13 protein-coding genes are annotated in these 17,875 nt (G+C 69.2%); 6 read left to right on the top strand and 7 right to left on the bottom strand.

Annotated features, from left to right (window positions below):
* Nucleotides 1-111: 111 nt before the first annotated feature.
* The gene (locus JWS13_RS14170) at nucleotides 112-1,956 is read left to right on the top strand and encodes a dynamin family protein (protein ID WP_206006099.1); all 1,845 of its coding nucleotides are present in this window, start codon (nucleotides 112-114) and stop codon (nucleotides 1,954-1,956) included.
* On the top strand, nucleotides 1,953-3,449 hold the full coding sequence (locus JWS13_RS14165) for a dynamin family protein (RefSeq protein WP_206006097.1): 1,497 nt from the start codon (nucleotides 1,953-1,955) through the stop codon (nucleotides 3,447-3,449). Before JWS13_RS14170 ends, JWS13_RS14165 begins: the two co-directional genes overlap by 4 nt.
* Before the next feature lie 5 nt (nucleotides 3,450-3,454).
* On the opposite strand, the gene JWS13_RS14160 is transcribed toward JWS13_RS14165, so the two are convergent.
* From JWS13_RS14160 to JWS13_RS14130, 7 genes are read right to left on the bottom strand one after another with little or no spacing between them, the layout of a single operon-like run.
* On the bottom strand, nucleotides 3,455-4,774 hold the full coding sequence (locus JWS13_RS14160; protein ID WP_206006095.1) for a DUF2252 domain-containing protein: 1,320 nt from the start codon (nucleotides 4,772-4,774) through the stop codon (nucleotides 3,455-3,457).
* A 27-nt stretch (nucleotides 4,775-4,801) separates the two neighbouring features.
* Nucleotides 4,802-5,794 carry a UDP-glucose 4-epimerase GalE gene (gene galE / locus JWS13_RS14155; protein ID WP_206006094.1) on the bottom strand — a complete coding sequence of 331 codons (993 nt, stop codon included), beginning with the start codon at nucleotides 5,792-5,794 and terminating at the stop codon, nucleotides 4,802-4,804.
* Nucleotides 5,795-5,810: 16 nt separating this feature from the next.
* The gene (locus JWS13_RS14150; RefSeq protein ID WP_206006092.1) at nucleotides 5,811-6,893 is read right to left on the bottom strand and encodes an ABC transporter ATP-binding protein; all 1,083 of its coding nucleotides are present in this window, start codon (nucleotides 6,891-6,893) and stop codon (nucleotides 5,811-5,813) included.
* A gap of 53 nt (nucleotides 6,894-6,946) precedes the next feature.
* Nucleotides 6,947-8,137 carry a galactokinase gene (galK, locus tag JWS13_RS14145; protein ID WP_206006091.1) on the bottom strand — a complete coding sequence of 397 codons (1,191 nt, stop codon included), beginning with the start codon at nucleotides 8,135-8,137 and terminating at the stop codon, nucleotides 6,947-6,949.
* Entirely contained in the window at nucleotides 8,134-9,300 is a 1,167-nt protein-coding gene (gene galT, locus JWS13_RS14140) for a galactose-1-phosphate uridylyltransferase (RefSeq protein WP_206006089.1), read from the bottom strand. Before galT ends, galK begins: the two co-directional genes overlap by 4 nt.
* The gene (locus tag JWS13_RS14135; RefSeq protein WP_124389128.1) at nucleotides 9,287-10,093 is read right to left on the bottom strand and encodes a DeoR/GlpR family DNA-binding transcription regulator; all 807 of its coding nucleotides are present in this window, start codon (nucleotides 10,091-10,093) and stop codon (nucleotides 9,287-9,289) included. The genes galT and JWS13_RS14135 overlap by 14 nt, the downstream gene beginning before the upstream one ends.
* Nucleotides 10,090-12,168 (bottom strand): beta-galactosidase, encoded by a 2,079-nt coding sequence (locus JWS13_RS14130; protein ID WP_206006087.1) that lies wholly within the window; start codon nucleotides 12,166-12,168, stop codon nucleotides 10,090-10,092. The genes JWS13_RS14135 and JWS13_RS14130 overlap by 4 nt, the downstream gene beginning before the upstream one ends.
* A gap of 231 nt (nucleotides 12,169-12,399) precedes the next feature.
* Here JWS13_RS14130 and JWS13_RS14125 point away from each other — a divergent pair, with 231 nt between their 5' ends.
* Genes JWS13_RS14125 through JWS13_RS14110 form a run of 4 tightly spaced genes read left to right on the top strand, consistent with a single transcriptional unit; the run spans nucleotide 12,400 to nucleotide 17,870 of the window.
* Entirely contained in the window at nucleotides 12,400-13,695 is a 1,296-nt protein-coding gene (locus tag JWS13_RS14125; RefSeq protein ID WP_206006085.1) for an ABC transporter substrate-binding protein, read from the top strand.
* A gap of 55 nt (nucleotides 13,696-13,750) precedes the next feature.
* Nucleotides 13,751-14,674, top strand: a complete 924-nt coding sequence (locus JWS13_RS14120; protein ID WP_206006083.1) for a carbohydrate ABC transporter permease — start codon at nucleotides 13,751-13,753, stop codon at nucleotides 14,672-14,674.
* Nucleotides 14,674-15,609, top strand: coding sequence for a carbohydrate ABC transporter permease (locus JWS13_RS14115; protein ID WP_206006081.1), 936 nt, complete (start codon nucleotides 14,674-14,676; stop codon nucleotides 15,607-15,609). Before JWS13_RS14120 ends, JWS13_RS14115 begins: the two co-directional genes overlap by 1 nt.
* Nucleotides 15,606-17,870: an alpha-galactosidase gene (locus tag JWS13_RS14110; RefSeq protein WP_206006079.1), complete on the top strand. Its 2,265-nt coding sequence runs from the start codon at nucleotides 15,606-15,608 to the stop codon at nucleotides 17,868-17,870. The genes JWS13_RS14115 and JWS13_RS14110 overlap by 4 nt, the downstream gene beginning before the upstream one ends.
* Nucleotides 17,871-17,875 lie beyond the last annotated feature (5 nt).

Here is a 17,875-nt window from a genome sequence, read left to right as displayed (position 1 = left end):
GAAATCAGCCCCGGACGCGTTATGCGTGCGGGGCTGTTTCACACAGTCGGGTGTCGGGGCACCGAGCAGGTGCCCGCACGAGGTCGGAAGAATTGCGGGTCAACGAAGCTCATGGACAGTGCAGCCGCCGAGAAGAGTCCAGCCCGGTCGCAGTCGATGACGGCACTGCTCGAGCAGGCCCTGGACGTGGCGAAGCGGTTCGGTCGCGGCGACCTGGCGCAGCGCCTCGATTCGGCCCGCAGCCGGGTGCAGGACCCGCGGATGCGGATCGTGGTGGTCGGGCCGCTCAAGCAGGGGAAGAGCCAGTTCGTGAATTCCCTTCTCAATCTCACCGTGTGCTCGGTGGGCGACGACGAGACCACGGCGATCCCCACCGTCGTCCAGAACGCGGAGACCGCGTCGGCGGAACTGGTCCTCGCCGATCCGGGGGCCGACCCGATCCGGGTGCCGCTGCCGCTCGACGAGCTGAACGGCATCACCCCGGCCTCGCCCCGAGCCGGAGGCCGGGAGGTGCTGCGGGTGGAGGTCAACGTCCCGAGCCCGCTGCTCGCCGACGGGCTGGTCCTGGTCGACACCCCCGGGGTCGGCGGCGCGGGCAACCCGCACGCCGCGAGCACGCTCGGTCTGATTCCGGCGTCGGACGCCGTGTTCGTCCTCTCCGACGCCAGCCAGGAATTCACCGAGCCGGAACTCGGTTTCATCCGCCAGGTCACGAGCCTGTGCCCGTCGGTGGCCTGCCTGATCAGCAAGACCGACCTGTACCCGCACTGGCGCGAGATCGTCGAGGCCGATCGCGGGCACCTCGCACGCGCCGGTCTGGATGTTCCCCTGATCCCGATCTCCTCGGTGTTGCGTTCGCATGCGCTGCGACTGCAGGACGAGGAACTCAACACCGAATCCGGTTTCGTCGAGCTGTACGCATTTCTGCGCGACCGGGTGGTGGCGCGTGCGGAGGCGAACACCCGCCGGGCCGTGTCGCTGGACGTGTCGTCGGCTGCTGAGCATCTGACCCTGGGGATCGGCAGTGAGCTTGCCGCCCTGCGTGATCCGGCGAAGGGCGTCGCAGCGGTCGCGGAACTGCAGAAGGCGAAGGCCGCCGCGGAGGAACTGCACAAGAAGACGTCGCTGTGGCAGCAGACGCTCGGCGACGGCATCGCCGACCTGGCCGCGGACATCGACCACGACCTGCGGGACCGGTTGCGCCGCGTCACCCGGGAGGCGGAGGAGACCGTCGACGAGGGCGATCCCGGCAAGGACTGGGACGCGCTGGGGCAGTGGCTCGAGCAGGAGTTCGCCACCGCGATCGGCGACAACTTCGTGTGGGCCCACGACCGGGCGCTGTGGCTGGCCGAGGTGGTGGCGCAGCACTTCGCGGAGACGGGTTCCGTCGAGTTGCCGCACCTGGACGTCGCGGACGTGGACGGGGTCCTCGAACCCGTGGCCTCGCTCGCCGACCTCGAGGCGGGGCGCATCGGGATCACGCAGAAGGTCCTCGTCGGGATGCGCGGGTCCTACGGTGGCGTCCTCATGTTCGGTCTGATCACCACCATGATGGGGATGGCCCTGGTCAATCCGATCTCGATCGGCGCCGGAGTCCTGCTGGGGACCAAGGCGTACCGGGAAGACCGGGAGAGCCGGATCCTGAAGCGGCGGGCCGAGGCGAAGACCGCGATCCGCCGGTTCGCGGACGACGCCAGCTTCCAGGTGGGCAAGGAGTCGAAGGATCGGCTCCGGTCGATCCAGCGGTTGCTGCGTGATCATTTCACCGCGATCGCCGAGCAGGCGCTGCGGTCGATCAACGAGTCGCTGCGGGCCGCGCAGGAGGCGGCGAACCTCGAGTCCACCGAGCGGACCCGCCGCATCGCGCAACTCGAGAAGGATCTGCACGTCGCCTCCGAGCTGAAGCAGCAGGCCGCGCAACTCGTCGCAGGCGACGCGGGAGCGGTCACGGCATGACCGCCGCTCCGCTCCACGAGGCCCGGGCACTCATCGCGTCCGCCCGGCAGTTGTACGCGGGCCGCCCCGAGATCCGGGATCAGCTGACCGAATGCGCCCGGCGACTCGAACAACCGCTGCGGGTGGCGCTGGCGGGTTCGCTGAAGGCCGGCAAGTCCACGCTGCTCAATTCCCTGGTGGGGCAGGACATCGCCCCCACCGACGCCACCGAGTGCACCCGCGTCGTCACCTGGTACCGGAGCGGGTCGACGCCCACCGTGACGGCCTGGTACCAGCCCGACCCGGGCACCGGCGGCCAGCGTTCGGCGAACGTCCCGGTGCTGCGCCGCGACGGACATCTCACATTCGACCTCGGTCACCTCACCGCCGACCAGGTGGACCGCCTCGACGTGGAGTGGCCGTCGTCCGCGCTGGCGCACACGACGATCATCGACACCCCGGGCACGTCCTCGCTGTCCCGGGACGTCTCGGCCCGCACCCTCGAGATGCTCACCCCGGACAACGAGGCGTCCGGCGCCGACGCCGTGGTCTACCTGCTGCGCACGCTCAACGCGACCGACGTCCAGTTCCTCGGTCAGATCGGCGACCACGTCGGCGACGAATCGGGACCGCTCGGTGTGGTCGGGGTCGTGTCCCGGGCCGACGAGGTGGGTGCCGGACGCCTGGACGCCATGATGTCGGCGAAGGAGGTGGCGTCCCGGTTTGCCGGCGAACTCGAGCGCACCGGGCTGTGCCAGGCCGTCGTCCCCGTCGCGGGTCTGCTGGCGCTCGGGGCCCGCACGATGCGCCAGGCCGAGTTCACGGCGTTCCAGCATCTCGCCGAGGTGCCGGTGGACGATCTGAACCTGGCGATGCTCTCGGCCGACCGGTTCGCACGGGAGGACAGCCCGCTTCCCGTGGACGCCCGGATGCGGGCCCAGCTGGCAGACCGCTTCGGGCTCTTCGGGATCCGGATGGCCGTCACCCTGATCCGGCTGGGCACCAAGGACTCGCCGACGCTGGCGGCCGAACTGGTGGAACGCAGCGGGCTCGACGAACTGCGTCAGGTGATCGACATCCAGTTCGGGCAGCGGGCCGATCAGTTGAAGACCCACTCGGCGCTCGTCGCACTCAAGCGGGTCCTCACGGCGCATCCGGTGCCGGGGGCGGGCGAGATCCTGATGTCGGCCGAACGACTGCTGTCCGACGTGCACGGCTTCCAGGAACTGCGACTGCTCGGGCGGCTGCGGTCCACCGAGGTGGGGCTGCCCGCCGACGACGTCGCCGAACTGCAACGCCTGATCGGCGGTTTCGGAATCCAGATCCCGGAACGACTGGGCACCGACGGCGACGACTCCGTGGAGTTGCAGCGGATGCGGGCGCTCGCCGCGGTGCGGAAGTGGCGTGAACGCGCACGGCACCCGTTGCTCGACCAGTTCACGGCGCGGGCCTGCACCGTCGCGGCCCGCAGCGCGGAAGGTGTTCTGGAGGAACTGAACACCGTCCGCCTGTAGCCGGGTCAGGTCGCGGACACGCCCGCGATCTCGCCCTCCCGGAACGCGTCGACGAACAGCTGGTGGTCCTTGCGGCTGACCTCGGCGTAGGCGATGCCGAAGTCGACGATCTCGCCGACGAACTCGTCCAGCCTGCCGTCGACGACGTTCCGGATCGCGTCCTCGGTCTGGAACGTCACGAGGGTCTGGTCGCTGTCCTCGTCCGAGACGCAGTGCACCTTCGCCGTCGCCCGGCCGAGGTCCTCGAGCAGCGGCGCGATGTCCTCGGGTTCGGTGAGGTCGGACCAGTCGAGGTCCAGTTCGTACGGGGAGAGTTCGGCGACGACGAAGCCGGTGCCGTCGATCTCCGTGTAACCGAGCAGCGGATCCGTGTGGACCTGCAGGGCGCGCTGACTCACCGCGGTGCGGTGACCCTCGTGCTCGAAGTACTCCCGGACACCGGGTTCGTCGACGATCCGGCTCGGAGCGGCGACGTTGCCCTGTTTGAGGGACAGCACGATGTCGTTCTCGAGCGCCTGGGACGCCCCTTCGATGAGCACGTTGTACGCGGGCAGGCCTGCGCTGCCGATCCCGAAGCCCTTCCGGCCCACCACGTCCTTGATCCGATAGAACACCGGGCGGGTGGACCGCTTGCTGCGGGGGACCCGCTCGACGTACTTCTCCACCGCCTCGCGGACCGTGGCGCGTTCGGCCTCCTCCAGTTCGCGGACCCCGCGCCCGCGGCGGAAGTGCCGGTCGTAGTCCTCGAGCACCGTGACGGATTCGAGCAGGCTCACCCGGGTGGCGAGGCGCGCGCTCAGAAGGAGGTCGTGAATGGCGCCGCGCGAGTTGTCCAGGCGCAGCGCATACGCCTCGTCCTCCTCCTCCCGCGCGTACTGCAGGACCTGCTCGACGTAACTGCGCAGGTACGTCTCGGCGAGTTCCCGGACATCGCTCTCGGGGAGCGCCTTCTGCCAGCCCATCAACGCCAGACTCGCGACGAAGCGCCGCAGATCCCAGCTGAAGTGCCCCACGTACGCCTCGTCGAAATCGTTGACGTCGAAGACGAGCGTGCCCTCCGAGTTCATGTACGTGCCGAAATTCTCCAGATGCAGATCGCCGTGGATCCACACGCGGCCGGTGCGCTCGTCCGCCCACGGGTCGTCGAAGTCACGCAGATCGTCGTAGAACAGGCACGCGCTGCCCCGGTAGAACGCGAACGGGTTGGCGGCCATCTTCCGGAACTTGGTGCGGAACGCGCTCGGGTCCGCTTCCATCAGGTCGGCGAAGGTCTCGACGAGGACCTCCACGATCCGCCTCCGCCTCGTGGAATCGGCGTCGTCCACAGCAGCCTCCTTCTCGCGGCAGAACCGTCACGACCGCACCGCACCACGGTAACGCTGCCGTCCGGCCGGCGACTGCAGATACGCCCACGCATCGGCCACGATCTCGTCGAGGTCGGTGTGCCGTGGCTGCCAGCCCAGTTCGGCCTGCACCCGGGCGCCGGACGCGACGAGGACCGCCGGATCCCCGGCGCGGCGCGGGGCGTCCCGGGTGGCGACGGACCGCCCGGTGACGCGTTCGCAGGACGCGATCACCTCCCGCACGCTGAACCCGGTGCCGGTGCCGAGGTTGTAGATCCGGTGAGTTCCGGGCCGGGCGGACTCGAGCGCGAGGACGTGCGCCTCGGCCAGGTCGCGGATGTGGATGTAGTCGCGGACGGCGGTGCCGTCGGGGGTGGGCCAGTCGGTGCCGAACACCGAGATCTCGTCGCGGTGCCCGGCCGCGACCTGCAGCACCAGCGGGATCAGGTGGGTCTCCACCGCCCGGTTCTCGCCGAGCCCGGCGTACGCTCCCGCGACGTTGAAGTAGCGGAGGCTGCACGCCGCCAGCCCGTGGGCGTGCGCGTACGACGTGATCGCGTGGTCGATCGCCAGTTTGGTGGCGCCGTACGGGTTGGTCGGCCGGGTGGGTGCGTCCTCGGTGATCGGCACGGAATCCGGGGAACCGTACGTCGCCGCGGTGGAGGAGAACACCAGCCGGGGGGTACCGGACGAGCGCATCGCCTCCAGCAGGGTCAGGGTCGTGACGACGTTGGCCTGCCAGTACGTTTCCGGTGTCTCCACCGACTCGCCGACGAGGGAGCGGGCGGCGAAATGCAGCACGCCGTCGACATCCCCGGCCCCGAGCACCCGGTGGGCTGCTTTCGCGACGTCGTCCTCGTCGAATTCCGCTCCCGCGGGCACCGCGTCGGCGTTGCCGGTCGAGAGGTCGTCGACGATGACGACCGTGTGGCCGCACTCGAGCAGTCGCTGCGCGCAGACGCTGCCGACGTAGCCGGCGCCGCCGGTGACGAGAAGTTTCACTGTCCGCCTTCCCGTTTCAGTCGCCGAGCCGGGCGCCGGTGGTGGGCGAGAAGAAGTGCAGGCGGGCCGGGTCCGGTGCCAGCCGGATCACGTCGCCCTTGGCCGGGGTGGCGGAGTCGCTGACGCGGGCGACGATGTCGTGGCCGCCGAGGTCGCCGTCGCGGACGAGGCGTCCGTAGATGTAGGCGTCGGCGCCGAGTTCCTCGACCACGTCGACCTTCACCGCGGTGCCCTGATCGGACACGGTCCACGCCTCCGGGCGGACACCGACGACGACCCGGCCGGTGTCCAGGGCGCCCAGCACCGACCGCTCGATCGGCGTCGACAGCGAACCGATCCGGGCGGCGCCGTGCACGACGTCCACCTCGAACAGGTTCATTGCCGGTGATCCGATGAACCCGGCGACGAAACTGTTGACCGGCTTCTCGTACAGCGTCTTCGGGCTGGCGCACTGCTGCAGGACGCCGGCCTTCATGACGGCGACGCGGTCGCCCATCGTCATGGCCTCCACCTGGTCGTGGGTGACGTAGACGGTGGTGGTGGCCAGTCGGCGCTGCAGCAGCGAGATCTGGGTGCGGGTCTGCACCCGGAGTTTCGCGTCGAGGTTGCTCAGCGGTTCGTCCATGAGGAACACCTGCGGGTTGCGGACGATCGCCCGGCCCATCGCGACCCGCTGGCGCTGCCCGCCGGAGAGTGCCTTCGGTTTACGGTTCAGGTAGTCGCCGAGGTCGAGGATCTTCGCGGCCTCCTCGACGCGGCGCCCGATCTCGCTCTTGTCCATGCCGGCGATCGCGAGGGCGAAGCCCATGTTCTTCGCGACCGTCATGTGCGGGTACAGCGCGTAGTTCTGGAACACCATCGCGATGTCCCGTTCCTTCGGGGCGAGCGCGGTGACGTCGCGTTCGCCGATGCGGATGGCGCCGTAGTCGACGTCTTCGAGACCGGCGAGCATCCGCAGCGACGTCGACTTGCCGCAGCCGGACGGGCCGACGAGGACGAGGAATTCGCCGTCCTCGATGTCGAGGTTCAACGAATCCACTGCCGGCACGTCCGAGCCGGGGTACATCTTGGTCGCCGCGTCATACGTGACTCGTGCCATGGTCTTCTCCTCGTTGTTCGAGAAATCAGTTGTTCGAGAATCGGTAGGGAAATTCAGAGTCGGTGGGCCGAGCCCGACGGCTCGGCGGACAGGAACTGCGGTGTGGGCAGGGACGCGGATTCGGCCCGGCGGACGATGTTTTCGGTGACGGCGTCGACCCGGTCGAGGGGGACGAGCGCGATCGCGGAACCGCCGAAGCCGCCGCCGGTCATCCGGGCTCCCCAGGCGCCTGCCTCGACCGCGGCGTCGACGGCGGAGTCGAGTTCGACGGAACTGACCTCGTAGTCGTCGCGCAGGGAGGCGTGCGAGCGGTTCAGGGCGTCGCCGAGGTCCGCGATCCGGCCTCGGTCGAGCAGGTCGGCGACCTCCCGGACGCGGCCGATCTCGCCGAGCACGTGCCGGGCCCGCTGCGCTGCCGGGGAACTCAGCGCCGCGACGGCAGCGTCGGCGTCGGCGACGTCGCGGAGGGTGGCGACACCGAGGTCGGCGCAGGCCTTCTCGACGGCGGCGCGCCGGTTGCCGTACTGGCCGTCGACCAGCCGGTGCGGGGCGTTGGTGTCGACGACCACCAGCCGGGCGCCCGCGGAGCGGAAGTCGAGCGGGACGTGCCTGCTCGCGCCGTCCCGGCAGTCGAGGAGCAGTGCGTGGCCGGGGCGGGCGAGCATCGCGACCGACTGGTCCATGCCGCCGGTGGACGCCCCGGCGATCTCGTTCTCCGCGCGGATGGACGCGTCGATCAGCGGCCGGCGGCCGGACTCGTCCGTGGGTAGCCCGGCCAGGTCGGCGACGGCGAGAGCGAATGCGCACTCGAGCGCGGCCGAACTCGACAGCCCCGAGCCGACCGGGACGGTCGAATGCACTGCCACCTCGAAACCTGTTCCGGCCGTGAGAAGTCCGGACCGGCGCAGCGCCCACGCCACCCCGGCGACATACGCGGCCCAGCCGGACGGGTGGCCCGGGGCGACGTCGGCGAGCGCACCCCGCCAGGATTCGCCGGTATGGGTGGACACGGCGTGCAGGATCCCGTCGTCCCGCACGCGGACGGCGACGACGGTGACGTAGGGGAGGGCGAACGGCAGGACCAGCCCGCCGGCGTAGTCGACGTGCTCGCCGATGAGGTTGACCCGGCCGGGCGCCGCCCAGACACCGTCCGCGGCGCCACCGAACGTGCTGCGGAACAACGCCTCCGCGGTGTCGGCGACCGTGCGCTCTTCGGCAGGGACCACCCACCGTGCGGCAGTCACGACGCCACCTCCCGCAAGCGGTCGGCGATGCGCTCGGGTGTGGTGTCGTTGACCCACGCACCCATCCCGGATTCCGAGCCGGCCAGGTACTTCATCCGGCCGGGCGACCGCATCATCGAGAACAGTTGCAGGTGGAGCCGTCCGAGCGGGCGGTCCTCACCGACGGGCGCCTGGTGCCACGCGGCGATGTACGGCACGGCGTCGACGCCGTCGAAGAAGCGGTCGACCCGCCGCAGCAGTTCGAGATACACCTGCGCGAGTTCGTCGCGTTCGGCGTCGGTCAGTTCGGCGAGGTCGCGGACGTCGCGGTGCGGTGCGAGGTGCACCTCCAGCGGCCAGCGCGAGGCGGCGGGAACGTACGCGGTCCAGTGTTCGCCTGCCAGGACCACCCTTCTGCCGGAGCGTGTTTCGGCGTCGAGGACGTCGGCGAGCAGCAACCGCCCGGTGCTTTCGAAGTGCTCGCGGGAACGCCGGATCAGCGCGTCCGTGCGCGGCGGCAGATACGGGTAGGCGTAGATCTGCCCGTGCGGATGAGTGAGGGTGACACCGATTTCCTTGCCCCGGTTCTCGAAGCAGAACACCTGCCGCACCCCGGGCAGCGCCGACAGTTCGGCGGTGCGGTCGGCCCAGACGTCGACGACGGTGCGGACCCGGTCGACGCTCAGGGTGGCGAACGCGGCATCCGGGTTGCTGGTGAAGCACACTACCTCGCACCTGCCCGCTCCCGGTGCCAGCGGCCACAGCGCTTCACCGTCGACGCAGTCCGGGAGGTCCTGCTCCGCGGCGGCCGTGGCCAGCGAGGGGAAGCGGTTCTCGAACACCACCACGTCGTAGTCGTCGGCCGGAATCTCGGTGGGCGCCTTGCCCGGCCGGCTCGGCGCGAGCGGCGACGCGTCCGGCGGCGGCAGGAACGTGCGGTCCATCCGCTGCGCGGCGATGACCACCCACTCCCCGGTGAGCACGTCGAAACGCATCTGCGACTGCGACACCGCGGGCGGCAGCGGACGCGAATCCACCAGTTCCCGGGTGGCGCCGCCCGACACGTACGGCTCGGAGTCGTCGAAGTAGAGGAGTTCGCGGCCGTCCGCGAGCGTCGTCCGGGTCTTGCGCATCCGGACCCGCGCGGGGGCCTCCCGCGCCTCCTGTTCGTCACGCACGGTCATCGTCAAGTCCTTCCGCGTTCTCCCGTGTCACCACGAGATCGCCGACGTGATCGGCGAGGGCTTCCTGGGCGGCGCGCTCGAGGCCGGCGTCGGTGATGAGGATGTCGACGTCCGACAGCGGGATCGTGTTCGCCAGCGCGGTCACCCCCCACTTCGTGTGGTCGGCGAGCACCACGACGCGACGCGACGACGCGACGAGCGCCTGATTGGTCTGGGCTTCCATCAGATTGGGGCAGGTCAGCCCCGAGTCGATCCCCATGCCGTGCGTACCGAGGAACAGCATGTCCACGTGGATGCCGCGCAGGGCGGCGACCGTGAGCGGTCCGACGAGGGCGAACGACGGGGTGCGCTGACCTCCGGTGAGGAGGATGGTCTGGTCGTCGCGGCCGCCCTCGTGGAAGGCGTCGGCGACCGGCAGTGAATTGGTGACGACGGTGATGTCGGGGACGTCGAGGAGTTCGCGGGCGAGGGCATGCGTGGTGGTGCCGCCGGAGATACCCACCGACGTGCCCGGCCGCACCAGCCTGGCCGCGGCGCGGGCGATGGCACGCTTGGCCTCCCGGTCGAGTTCGGACTTCGCCGAGAACCCCGGTTCGTGGACGCTCGCCGAGCGTGGCAGTGTCACCCCGCCGTGCACCCGCTCGACGAGACCCTGCTCGACGAGTTCGTTGATGTCACGCCGGATGGTCATGTCGGAGACCCCGAGCGTCGCACCGAGGTCGACGACTTTCACCGCACCGTGCGCGGTGACCTCGTCGAGGATCACCTGCTGGCGCTGACGAGCGAGCATCATGCGTCCGCCTTTCGTGTCGGGGCGCCGGTGCCGGCGCTGTCTTCGCGAATCACAGCACAGTTGCCCGGTTCCAGCGTGAGCGGTCCGTCCACCACCCGTTCGGTCACGAGGTCGGTGCCGGACACGTCGATGGTCACCTTCTCGTTCGTGTGATTGAGGACGAACAGCCACGACCCGTTCTCGCCCCGCCTCCGTACGATCTCGACGTCGGAGTGCCGTCCCAGGTGCTGGCCGAGACCGGCTGCGGCGCAGATTGTCTCGGCGAGCCGCTCCAGGCCCCGTGCGTCGGGGACGGTGGCGAGATACCAGGCGGCGCCGTCGCCGACCGGGCGCCGGGTGACGGAGGGCACGCCCTGCAGGTGTCCCGCGGTGTGGCGGGCGAGAACGTCCACGTCCTCGGAGACCGTGAGGTATTCGGTCCAGACGCGGGCCGACGTGCCGTCGTCGAGGGCGACCGTCTCGTCGGCGCCGAGCGGGAAGAACTCCTCGGTCCGGACGCCGAGCAGGTCTCCGAACGCTCCCGGGTAGCCGCCGAGCCGGACGTGGTCGTCGCGGTCCGCGATCCCGGAGAACGCCGTCACCAGAACGTGCGCGCCTGCGCGGGCCGCCGCCGAGATGCGGTCCGCCTCCTCGTCGCTGCACAGATACATCGCGGGCACGACCAGAACCGAGTACCGGCCGAGGTCGGCGTCCGGGGGGACGACGTCGCAGGTCACCCCGGCGAACGCGCGGTGCATCTGCTCGGCGATCGTCATCGGCTGCATCAACCGCGACGGGTGCCCGTCCTGCTCGCACGCCCACTGCGACTCCCAGTCGAACAGAATGCCGACCGGGGCCTCGACGCGGCTGCCGAGGACCGGCTGCAGCCGGCGCAGGACCGCCCCGAGTTGGACGACTTCGCGCCACCGGGCGGAGTCGGTGCCCGCGTGCGGCACCAGCGCGGAGTGGAACTTCTCGGCGCCGGCCTGCGAGGCGCGGAACTGGAAGAACGCGACACCGTCCGCGCCGCGCGCCACGTGGGCGAGGGAGTTGCGCAGCATCTCGCCGGGCGCCTTCGCCCGGTTGACCGGCTGCCAGTTGACGGCGCTCGTCGAGTGTTCCATCAGCAGCCACGGCTGTGAGCCGGCGATGCCGCGGGTGAGGTCGGCGGAGAACGACAGCCGGTGGTGGGCGGCGCCGTCACCGGTCGCGGGTCCGACCAGATAGTGGTCGGTGGAGACGAGGTCCTGTTCCGGCGCCCACTGCGCGTAGTTCATGTCGCCGGCGAGGGACTGCGGCGAGCCCATGCCCACCATGAAGTTCGTCGTCACCGGGACGTCGGGAGTGATGCGCCGCAACACCTCCCGCTCCGCGAGGTACTGGTCGAGGAGCGCGTCGGAGCAGAAGCGGCGCCAGTCCAGCAGATGGGTGGGGTTGCCGAACGTCGTGCTCGCGGCGGGCGGCACCACCTCGTCCCAGGCGCTGTAGTGCTGGCTCCAGAACGTCGTGCCCCACGCCCGGTTGAGTTCGGTGAGGTCGCTGTACCGCCGCTGCAGCCACCGCCGGAACGCCCGCGCGCTGTCGGGGGAGTAGCAGCGCGAGTTGTGGCAGCCGAGTTCGTTGGACACGTGCCAGAGGGCGAGTGCCGGGTGGTCGCCGTAGCGGACGGCCATCTTCTCGACGAGGGCGAGGGAGTGGTCCCGGTAGATCGGGGAACTCGGGCTCCACGTCTGCCTGCTGCCGATCTCGTACCGGTAGCCGCGTTCGTCGACGGGCCGGATCTCGGGATGCGCGGCCGTGAGCCAGGGGGGTGGGGACGCGGTCGCGGTGGCCAGGTCGACGCGGACGCCGCCGTCGTGCAGGAGGTCGAGGACGCGGTCGAGCCAGCCGAAGTCCCAGGTGGAGGGGGTGGGCTGGAGTCGCGCCCAGGAGAAGACGCCGACGGTCGCGAAGTCGACGCCCGCCTCGCGCATGAGTTCGACGTCGTGCTGCCAGACCTCTTCCGGCCACTGCTCGGGGTTGTAGTCACCGCCGAAGGAAATGCCCCGGGTCGGCCACCGCCGGTGCCGCCCGCCGGAATCGCTCGCTGTGTGCATGCTCACAATCTGTCCGATCGCTGCTCAAAAGTCAACACGAATGAACATTTCTGCACTTGTGCAGGTAAACGCACTATGTTGCGGTTGACAATGCGCAACGCAGCGTGGTTTTGTAACCTGCATCACGTAACGGCGTGAGGCGTCACCACTGAATTGTGATCGAAGTTGTTCGATTTCGATCGGATGGTGAGCGACTCCGCCCCACCCCGCTACTCGAGCGAAAAGGGCACCATGAACCGAAACGAGCTGCCGCACCCGTGGCAACCCTCCCGGCGGACCTTTCTCAAGGCCGCGCTCGGCGCCGCGGGCGCCCTGTCGACGGCGGGCCTGCTGTCCGGGTGTACCGGCGGCGTCGACCCCCACGTGATCACCCTCGGATCGCGGCTGTCGGACAAGAACGCCAAACTCGGCGTGCAGGACGTCGTCGGGATGTTCCAGCAGCAGACCGGCGGCGCGGTGCGCATCAACTCCGTCGACTCCACCTCGTTCCAGGAGAACGTCAACAACTACCTGCAGGGCACCCCGGACGACGTCTTCACCTGGATGTCGGGATACCGGATGAGGTACTTCGCCGACAAGGGACTCGTCGACGACGTCAGCCCGGTGTGGCAATCGCACGGCAGCGGCTTCAGCGACAGCTTCCGCGAGGCGTCCACCGGAACCGACGGAAGGCAGTACCTGATCCCGTTCTTCTACTACCCGTGGGCCGTGTTCTACCGCCCCAGCCTCTGGCAGCAGCGTGGTTACGTGCCGCCGAAGACGTTCGACGAATGGGTGGCCCTGTCGAAACGCATGCAGTCGGACGGGCTCACTCCGATCGGTTTCGGGGTCCGGGACGGCTGGTCGCCGTTCGGCACGTTCGACTATCTCGATCTGCGCCTCAACGGCGTCGACTTCCACCGCTCCCTCCTCGCGGGCGACGTGAGCTGGACCGACAACCGCGTCCGGTCGGTGTTCGATACCTGGCGCGAGATCCTCCCGTTCCACCAGCCGCAACCGCTGGGCCGCAAGATGTCCGAGGCGCAGCAGGCGCTCCTCAACAAGGAGGCCGGGATGCTGGTGGCCGGCATGTTCGTCGCGCAGAGCTTCCCGGCGGGCCCCGACCGCGAGGATCTGGACTTCTTCGCGTTCCCCGAACTCGACTCCGCGGTCGGCACGTCGGCGGTCGAGGCGCCGATGGACGGATTCATGATGCGCAAGGACCCGCGGAATCTCGAAGGGGCGCAGCAGTTCCTCTCCTTCCTCACGAACGCCGACGCCGCCGTCGCGTACGCGAAGCAGGACCCCCAGGCGATCCCGGCGCACCGCGACGCCGACCTGTCGAGTTTCCCTCCGCTCGTGCAGAAGTCGGCCGCCCTCGTCCAGGGTGCGGGGTCCATCACCCAGTTCCTCGACCGGGATACCCGCCCCGATTTCGCGTCCGTCGTGATGATCCCGGCGATGCAGCAGTTCCTCGGCAACCCGAACGACGTGGACGGCCTGGTCCGGAGCATCGAGCGGCAGAAGGCGGCGGTGTTCGGGCAATGAGCGCACACGAGAAGACAACGACCATCATCGCGGTCCCGACAGGTCAGGTGAATTCATGACCAGCACAGTTCCTTCCCAGGCCGGAACCGAACCCAGGGTCCCGGCGCCGAAGATCCGACGCAGTCGCGGCGACCGGTGGACCATCGCCGTCATGCTCGGGCTGCCCGCCGCGATCGTGATCGGGCTGGTGTGGATTCCCACCGTCTTCACGGTGATCCTGTCGTTCGCCCGCTGGGACGGGATCGGCGGCACATCGTCCATCGAGTGGATCGGCCCGCAGAACTACGTCGACGCCGTCCAGGCGTACCCGCCGTTCCAGCAGGCGCTCCACAACAACGTCCTGTGGCTGGCGTTCCTCTTCGTCTTCCCGACGATCCTCGGCATCTTCCTCGCCGTGCTGCTCGACCGGGGCCTGAAGGGAAGCCGGCTGTACCAGAGCATCTTCTACATCCCCGTGGTGCTGTCGATGGCCCTCGTCGGGTTCGTGTGGCAGCTCATCTATTCCACCGACGGCGGCGTGCTCAACACCATCCTCGGCACGGACGTCGACTGGCTCGGCAATCCGGACGTCAACATCTGGGCGGTCATGGTCGCCGCGAGCTGGCGGCACACCGGCTACATCATGCTGTTGTACTTGGCCGGTCTCAAGGCCATCGACCCGTCGGTGCGCGAAGCCGCCCTGATGGACGGTGCCGGGCCGATCCGCACGTTCTTCCGGATCGTGTTCCCCCTGATGAAACCCACCAACCTGCTGATCATCGTCATCACCGTCATCGAGGCCCTGCGCGCCTTCGACCTCGTGTGGGTGATCAACAAGGGCCGCAACGGACTCGAACTGATCTCCGCCCTCGTCACCGCGAACGTCGTGGGTGAAGCGGGCCGCGTCGGATTCGGTTCGGCCCTGGCGACGATCATGCTCGTGATCTCGCTGGTGTTCATTGCCCTCTATCTCTGGATCGTGATGCGGAGCGACGACTGATGACCATGACGACACCCCTCGCCGACCGCAGTGCGCCCGCCGATCGGACCGGGCCCCGCAACAGGTCCGCGGTGGCCAACCGGCGCCGGCTCAGTGCCGCGCACGCGGCGATGTACCTCCTGCTCACCGCGCTCGCGCTGTTGTGGATCTTCCCGCTGCTGTGGGCGCTCTACAACTCGTTCCGCGACTACGACTACGTCCTCACCCACGGCTACCTGTCCGTCGGCGGCTTCACGCTGAGCAATTACACCGAGTCGTGGGAGGTCGGCGGGATCCCGCACTACTTCCTCAACTCGATGATCATCACCATCCCGGCGGTGCTGCTGATCCTGTTCATCGGGTCGATGGCGGCGTTCGTGCTCGCCCGGTTCCCGTGGAAGTTCAACGTGATCATGCTGGCGGTGTTCATCGCAGGTAACCTGCTGCCGCAGCAGACGCTGCTGACCCCGTTGTTCCGTCTGTACAACGCGATTCCGCTGCCGTACTGGATGAGTTCGTCGGGCTCGCTCTACGACAGCTACTGGGGACTGATCCTGGTGCACGTCGCCTTTCAGACCGGCTTCTGCGTGTTCGTGCTGAGCAACTACATGAAGACCGTTCCCCCCGAACTGCTCGAGGCCGCCACGGTCGACGGCGCCGGACTGTTCCGCCAGTACTGGCAGGTGGTGCTGCCGCTGTGCCGACCGGCGCTGGCCGCGCTCGCGACGCTCATGATCACCTGGATTTACAACGATTTCTTCTGGGCCCTCGCGTTGATGGTCAGCGGCGACAAGCTGCCGGTCACCACCGCGCTGCAGAATCTGCAGGGCAGCTTCTTCACCGACACCAACCTGCTCGCCGCCGGATCGGTGCTCGTCGCGCTGCCGACGGTGCTCGTATTCGTCGCGCTGCAGCGACATTTCGTTTCCGGACTCACGATGGGAGCCAACAAGTGAGCGCCACCGTCTCACCGCACGCGTACGTTCACCTCACCGCCGGCGGCGTGTCCGTCGTGCTCGACGTCACCGGGGGCCGGTTGCCGGCGATCGTGCACTGGGGTGCGGCGCTCGGCGACCTGAGTGTCACCGACACGCAGGCCCTGGCGCAGGCGAACGTCGAGCCCCCTGCGGGCAATGTCGTCGACCTCCCGGTGAGGCTGTCGATCCTCCCGGAACACCACACCGGGTGGGTGGGCAAACCCGGGATCGCGGGCCACCGGGACGGCACCGACTGGTCGCCGCTGTTCACGACCACCACGCTGATCGTCGACGGGGCCGAGCACCGGCCGTCGCCGGACCCGGAACTCGTCTCCGTCGGTGCGGGCACCGTCCAGGTCACAGCGCACGACGCCGTCGCCGAACTCGGGCTGACCCTCGACATCGAGTTGCTGCCGAGTGGTCTCCTGCGGGCGCGCGCCGAGGTCACCAACACCGGCAGCTCCTTCTACGTCCTCGACGACCTCCAGCTCGCGTTCCCGGTCCCGCCGCAGGCCCGGGAGATCCTCGACTTCGCAGGCCGGTGGGGGAAGGAACGGACCCCGCAGCGCCGCGAACTCACCGTCGGGATCCACGAACGCGAAGGGCGGAAGGGGCGCACCGGCCCGGACGCGGCGACGGTGCTGTCCGTCGGCGTGCCCGGTTTCGGGTTCGGCCGCGGTGAGGTGTGGGGCACCCACGTCGGGTTCAGCGGCAACCATCGCCACTACGCCGAGCGGCTCTTCACCGGCTTCCAGGTGGTCGGCGGCGGAGAACTGCTGCTGCCGGGCGAGATTCGGCTGTCCGACGGCGAAAGCTACGAAACCCCCTGGATCTACGGCGCCTACGGCGACGGGCTCGACGCCCAGGCGCACCGCTTCCATGGCCATCTCCGGTCGCGGCCCACTCACCCGCGGCGCGCGCGCCCGGTCACGATCAACGTGTGGGAGGCCGTCTACTTCGATCACGACCTCGCCCGGCTGAAAGACCTGGCGGATCGGGCGGCGAAGCTCGGCGTCGAGCGTTATGTGCTCGACGACGGCTGGTTCCGGTACCGGCGCAACGATCTGGCGGGGCTGGGGGACTGGCACGTCGACGAGACGGTGTGGCCGGACGGACTGCACCCGATCATCGATCACGTGCGCTCGCTCGGCATGGAGTTCGGCCTGTGGTTCGAACCGGAGATGATCAACCTCGATTCCGATCTCGCGCGGGAACATCCCGAATGGGTCATGGCGACCGGCGGGCGCACGCCGGTGCCGTCCCGGAACCAGCAGGTGCTCAATCTGGGGATCCCGGAGGCGTACGACCACATCCTCGAGCGGATGTCCGCGATTCTCGCCGAGTACGACATCGCCTACATCAAGTGGGACCACAACCGCGACCTGATCGACGCGGGCACCGCCCCGCACGGGCGTGCCGGGGTCCACGACCAGACGCTCGCGACGTACCGGCTGATGGACGAGCTGAAGCGCCGGTTCCCCGGACTGGAGATCGAATCCTGCTCCTCGGGTGGCGCGCGGGTCGACCTCGGCATCCTCGAACGCACCGACCGCGTCTGGGTGTCGGACTGCATCGATCCGCTCGAACGCCAGCAGATGAACCGGTGGACGATGCAACTGCTTCCCCCCGAACTGCTCGGCTCGCACATCGCGTCGGGAATCTCCCACACGACCGGCCGGTACCACCGGCTGTCGTTCCGGGCGGGGACGGCGCTGTACGGGCACCTCGGGATCGAGTGGGATCTCGCGACCGCCACCGACGACGAGAACGCACAGCTCGCCGTGTGGATCGACCTGTACAAGCGGCACCGGGAACTGCTGCACACGGGGACGATGGTGCGCGCCGACGAGATCGACCCCACCCTGCTGGTCTACGGTGCCGTCGCCGGCGACCGGGCGGAGGCCCTGTTCTTCCTCGCGTACGTGGGGCGGTCCGACGTGTCGCCGCGCGGCCGGTTCACGCTGCCCGGGCTCGACCCGGACCGGCGGTACCGCGTGCGACCCGTCTTCGCCGGTGAACCGGACGAGGGCCTGAAACCACCCGCGTGGTTCAACGTGCCACCGCAGCCTCAGCCGACCGTCACCACCCCGCCCGGCGGCGGACGGACCGACGGACTGTCCGCGGGCAGCGAGGTTCCCGGCGTCTCGATGACGGGACGAGCCCTCGCCGTCGTGGGTCTGCAGACGCCCGCGTCCTTCCCCGACGACGTGGTGGTGCTGTCCGTGACCGAGGAGGCGTAGCCACA

Origin of the sequence: Rhodococcus pseudokoreensis, from assembly GCF_017068395.1 — a bacterium.
Lineage (GTDB): Bacteria > Actinomycetota > Actinomycetes > Mycobacteriales > Mycobacteriaceae > Rhodococcus_F > Rhodococcus_F pseudokoreensis.
The sequence above is the reverse complement of the archived record's forward strand: the minus strand, read 5'-3'. Positions and strand labels throughout refer to the sequence as shown.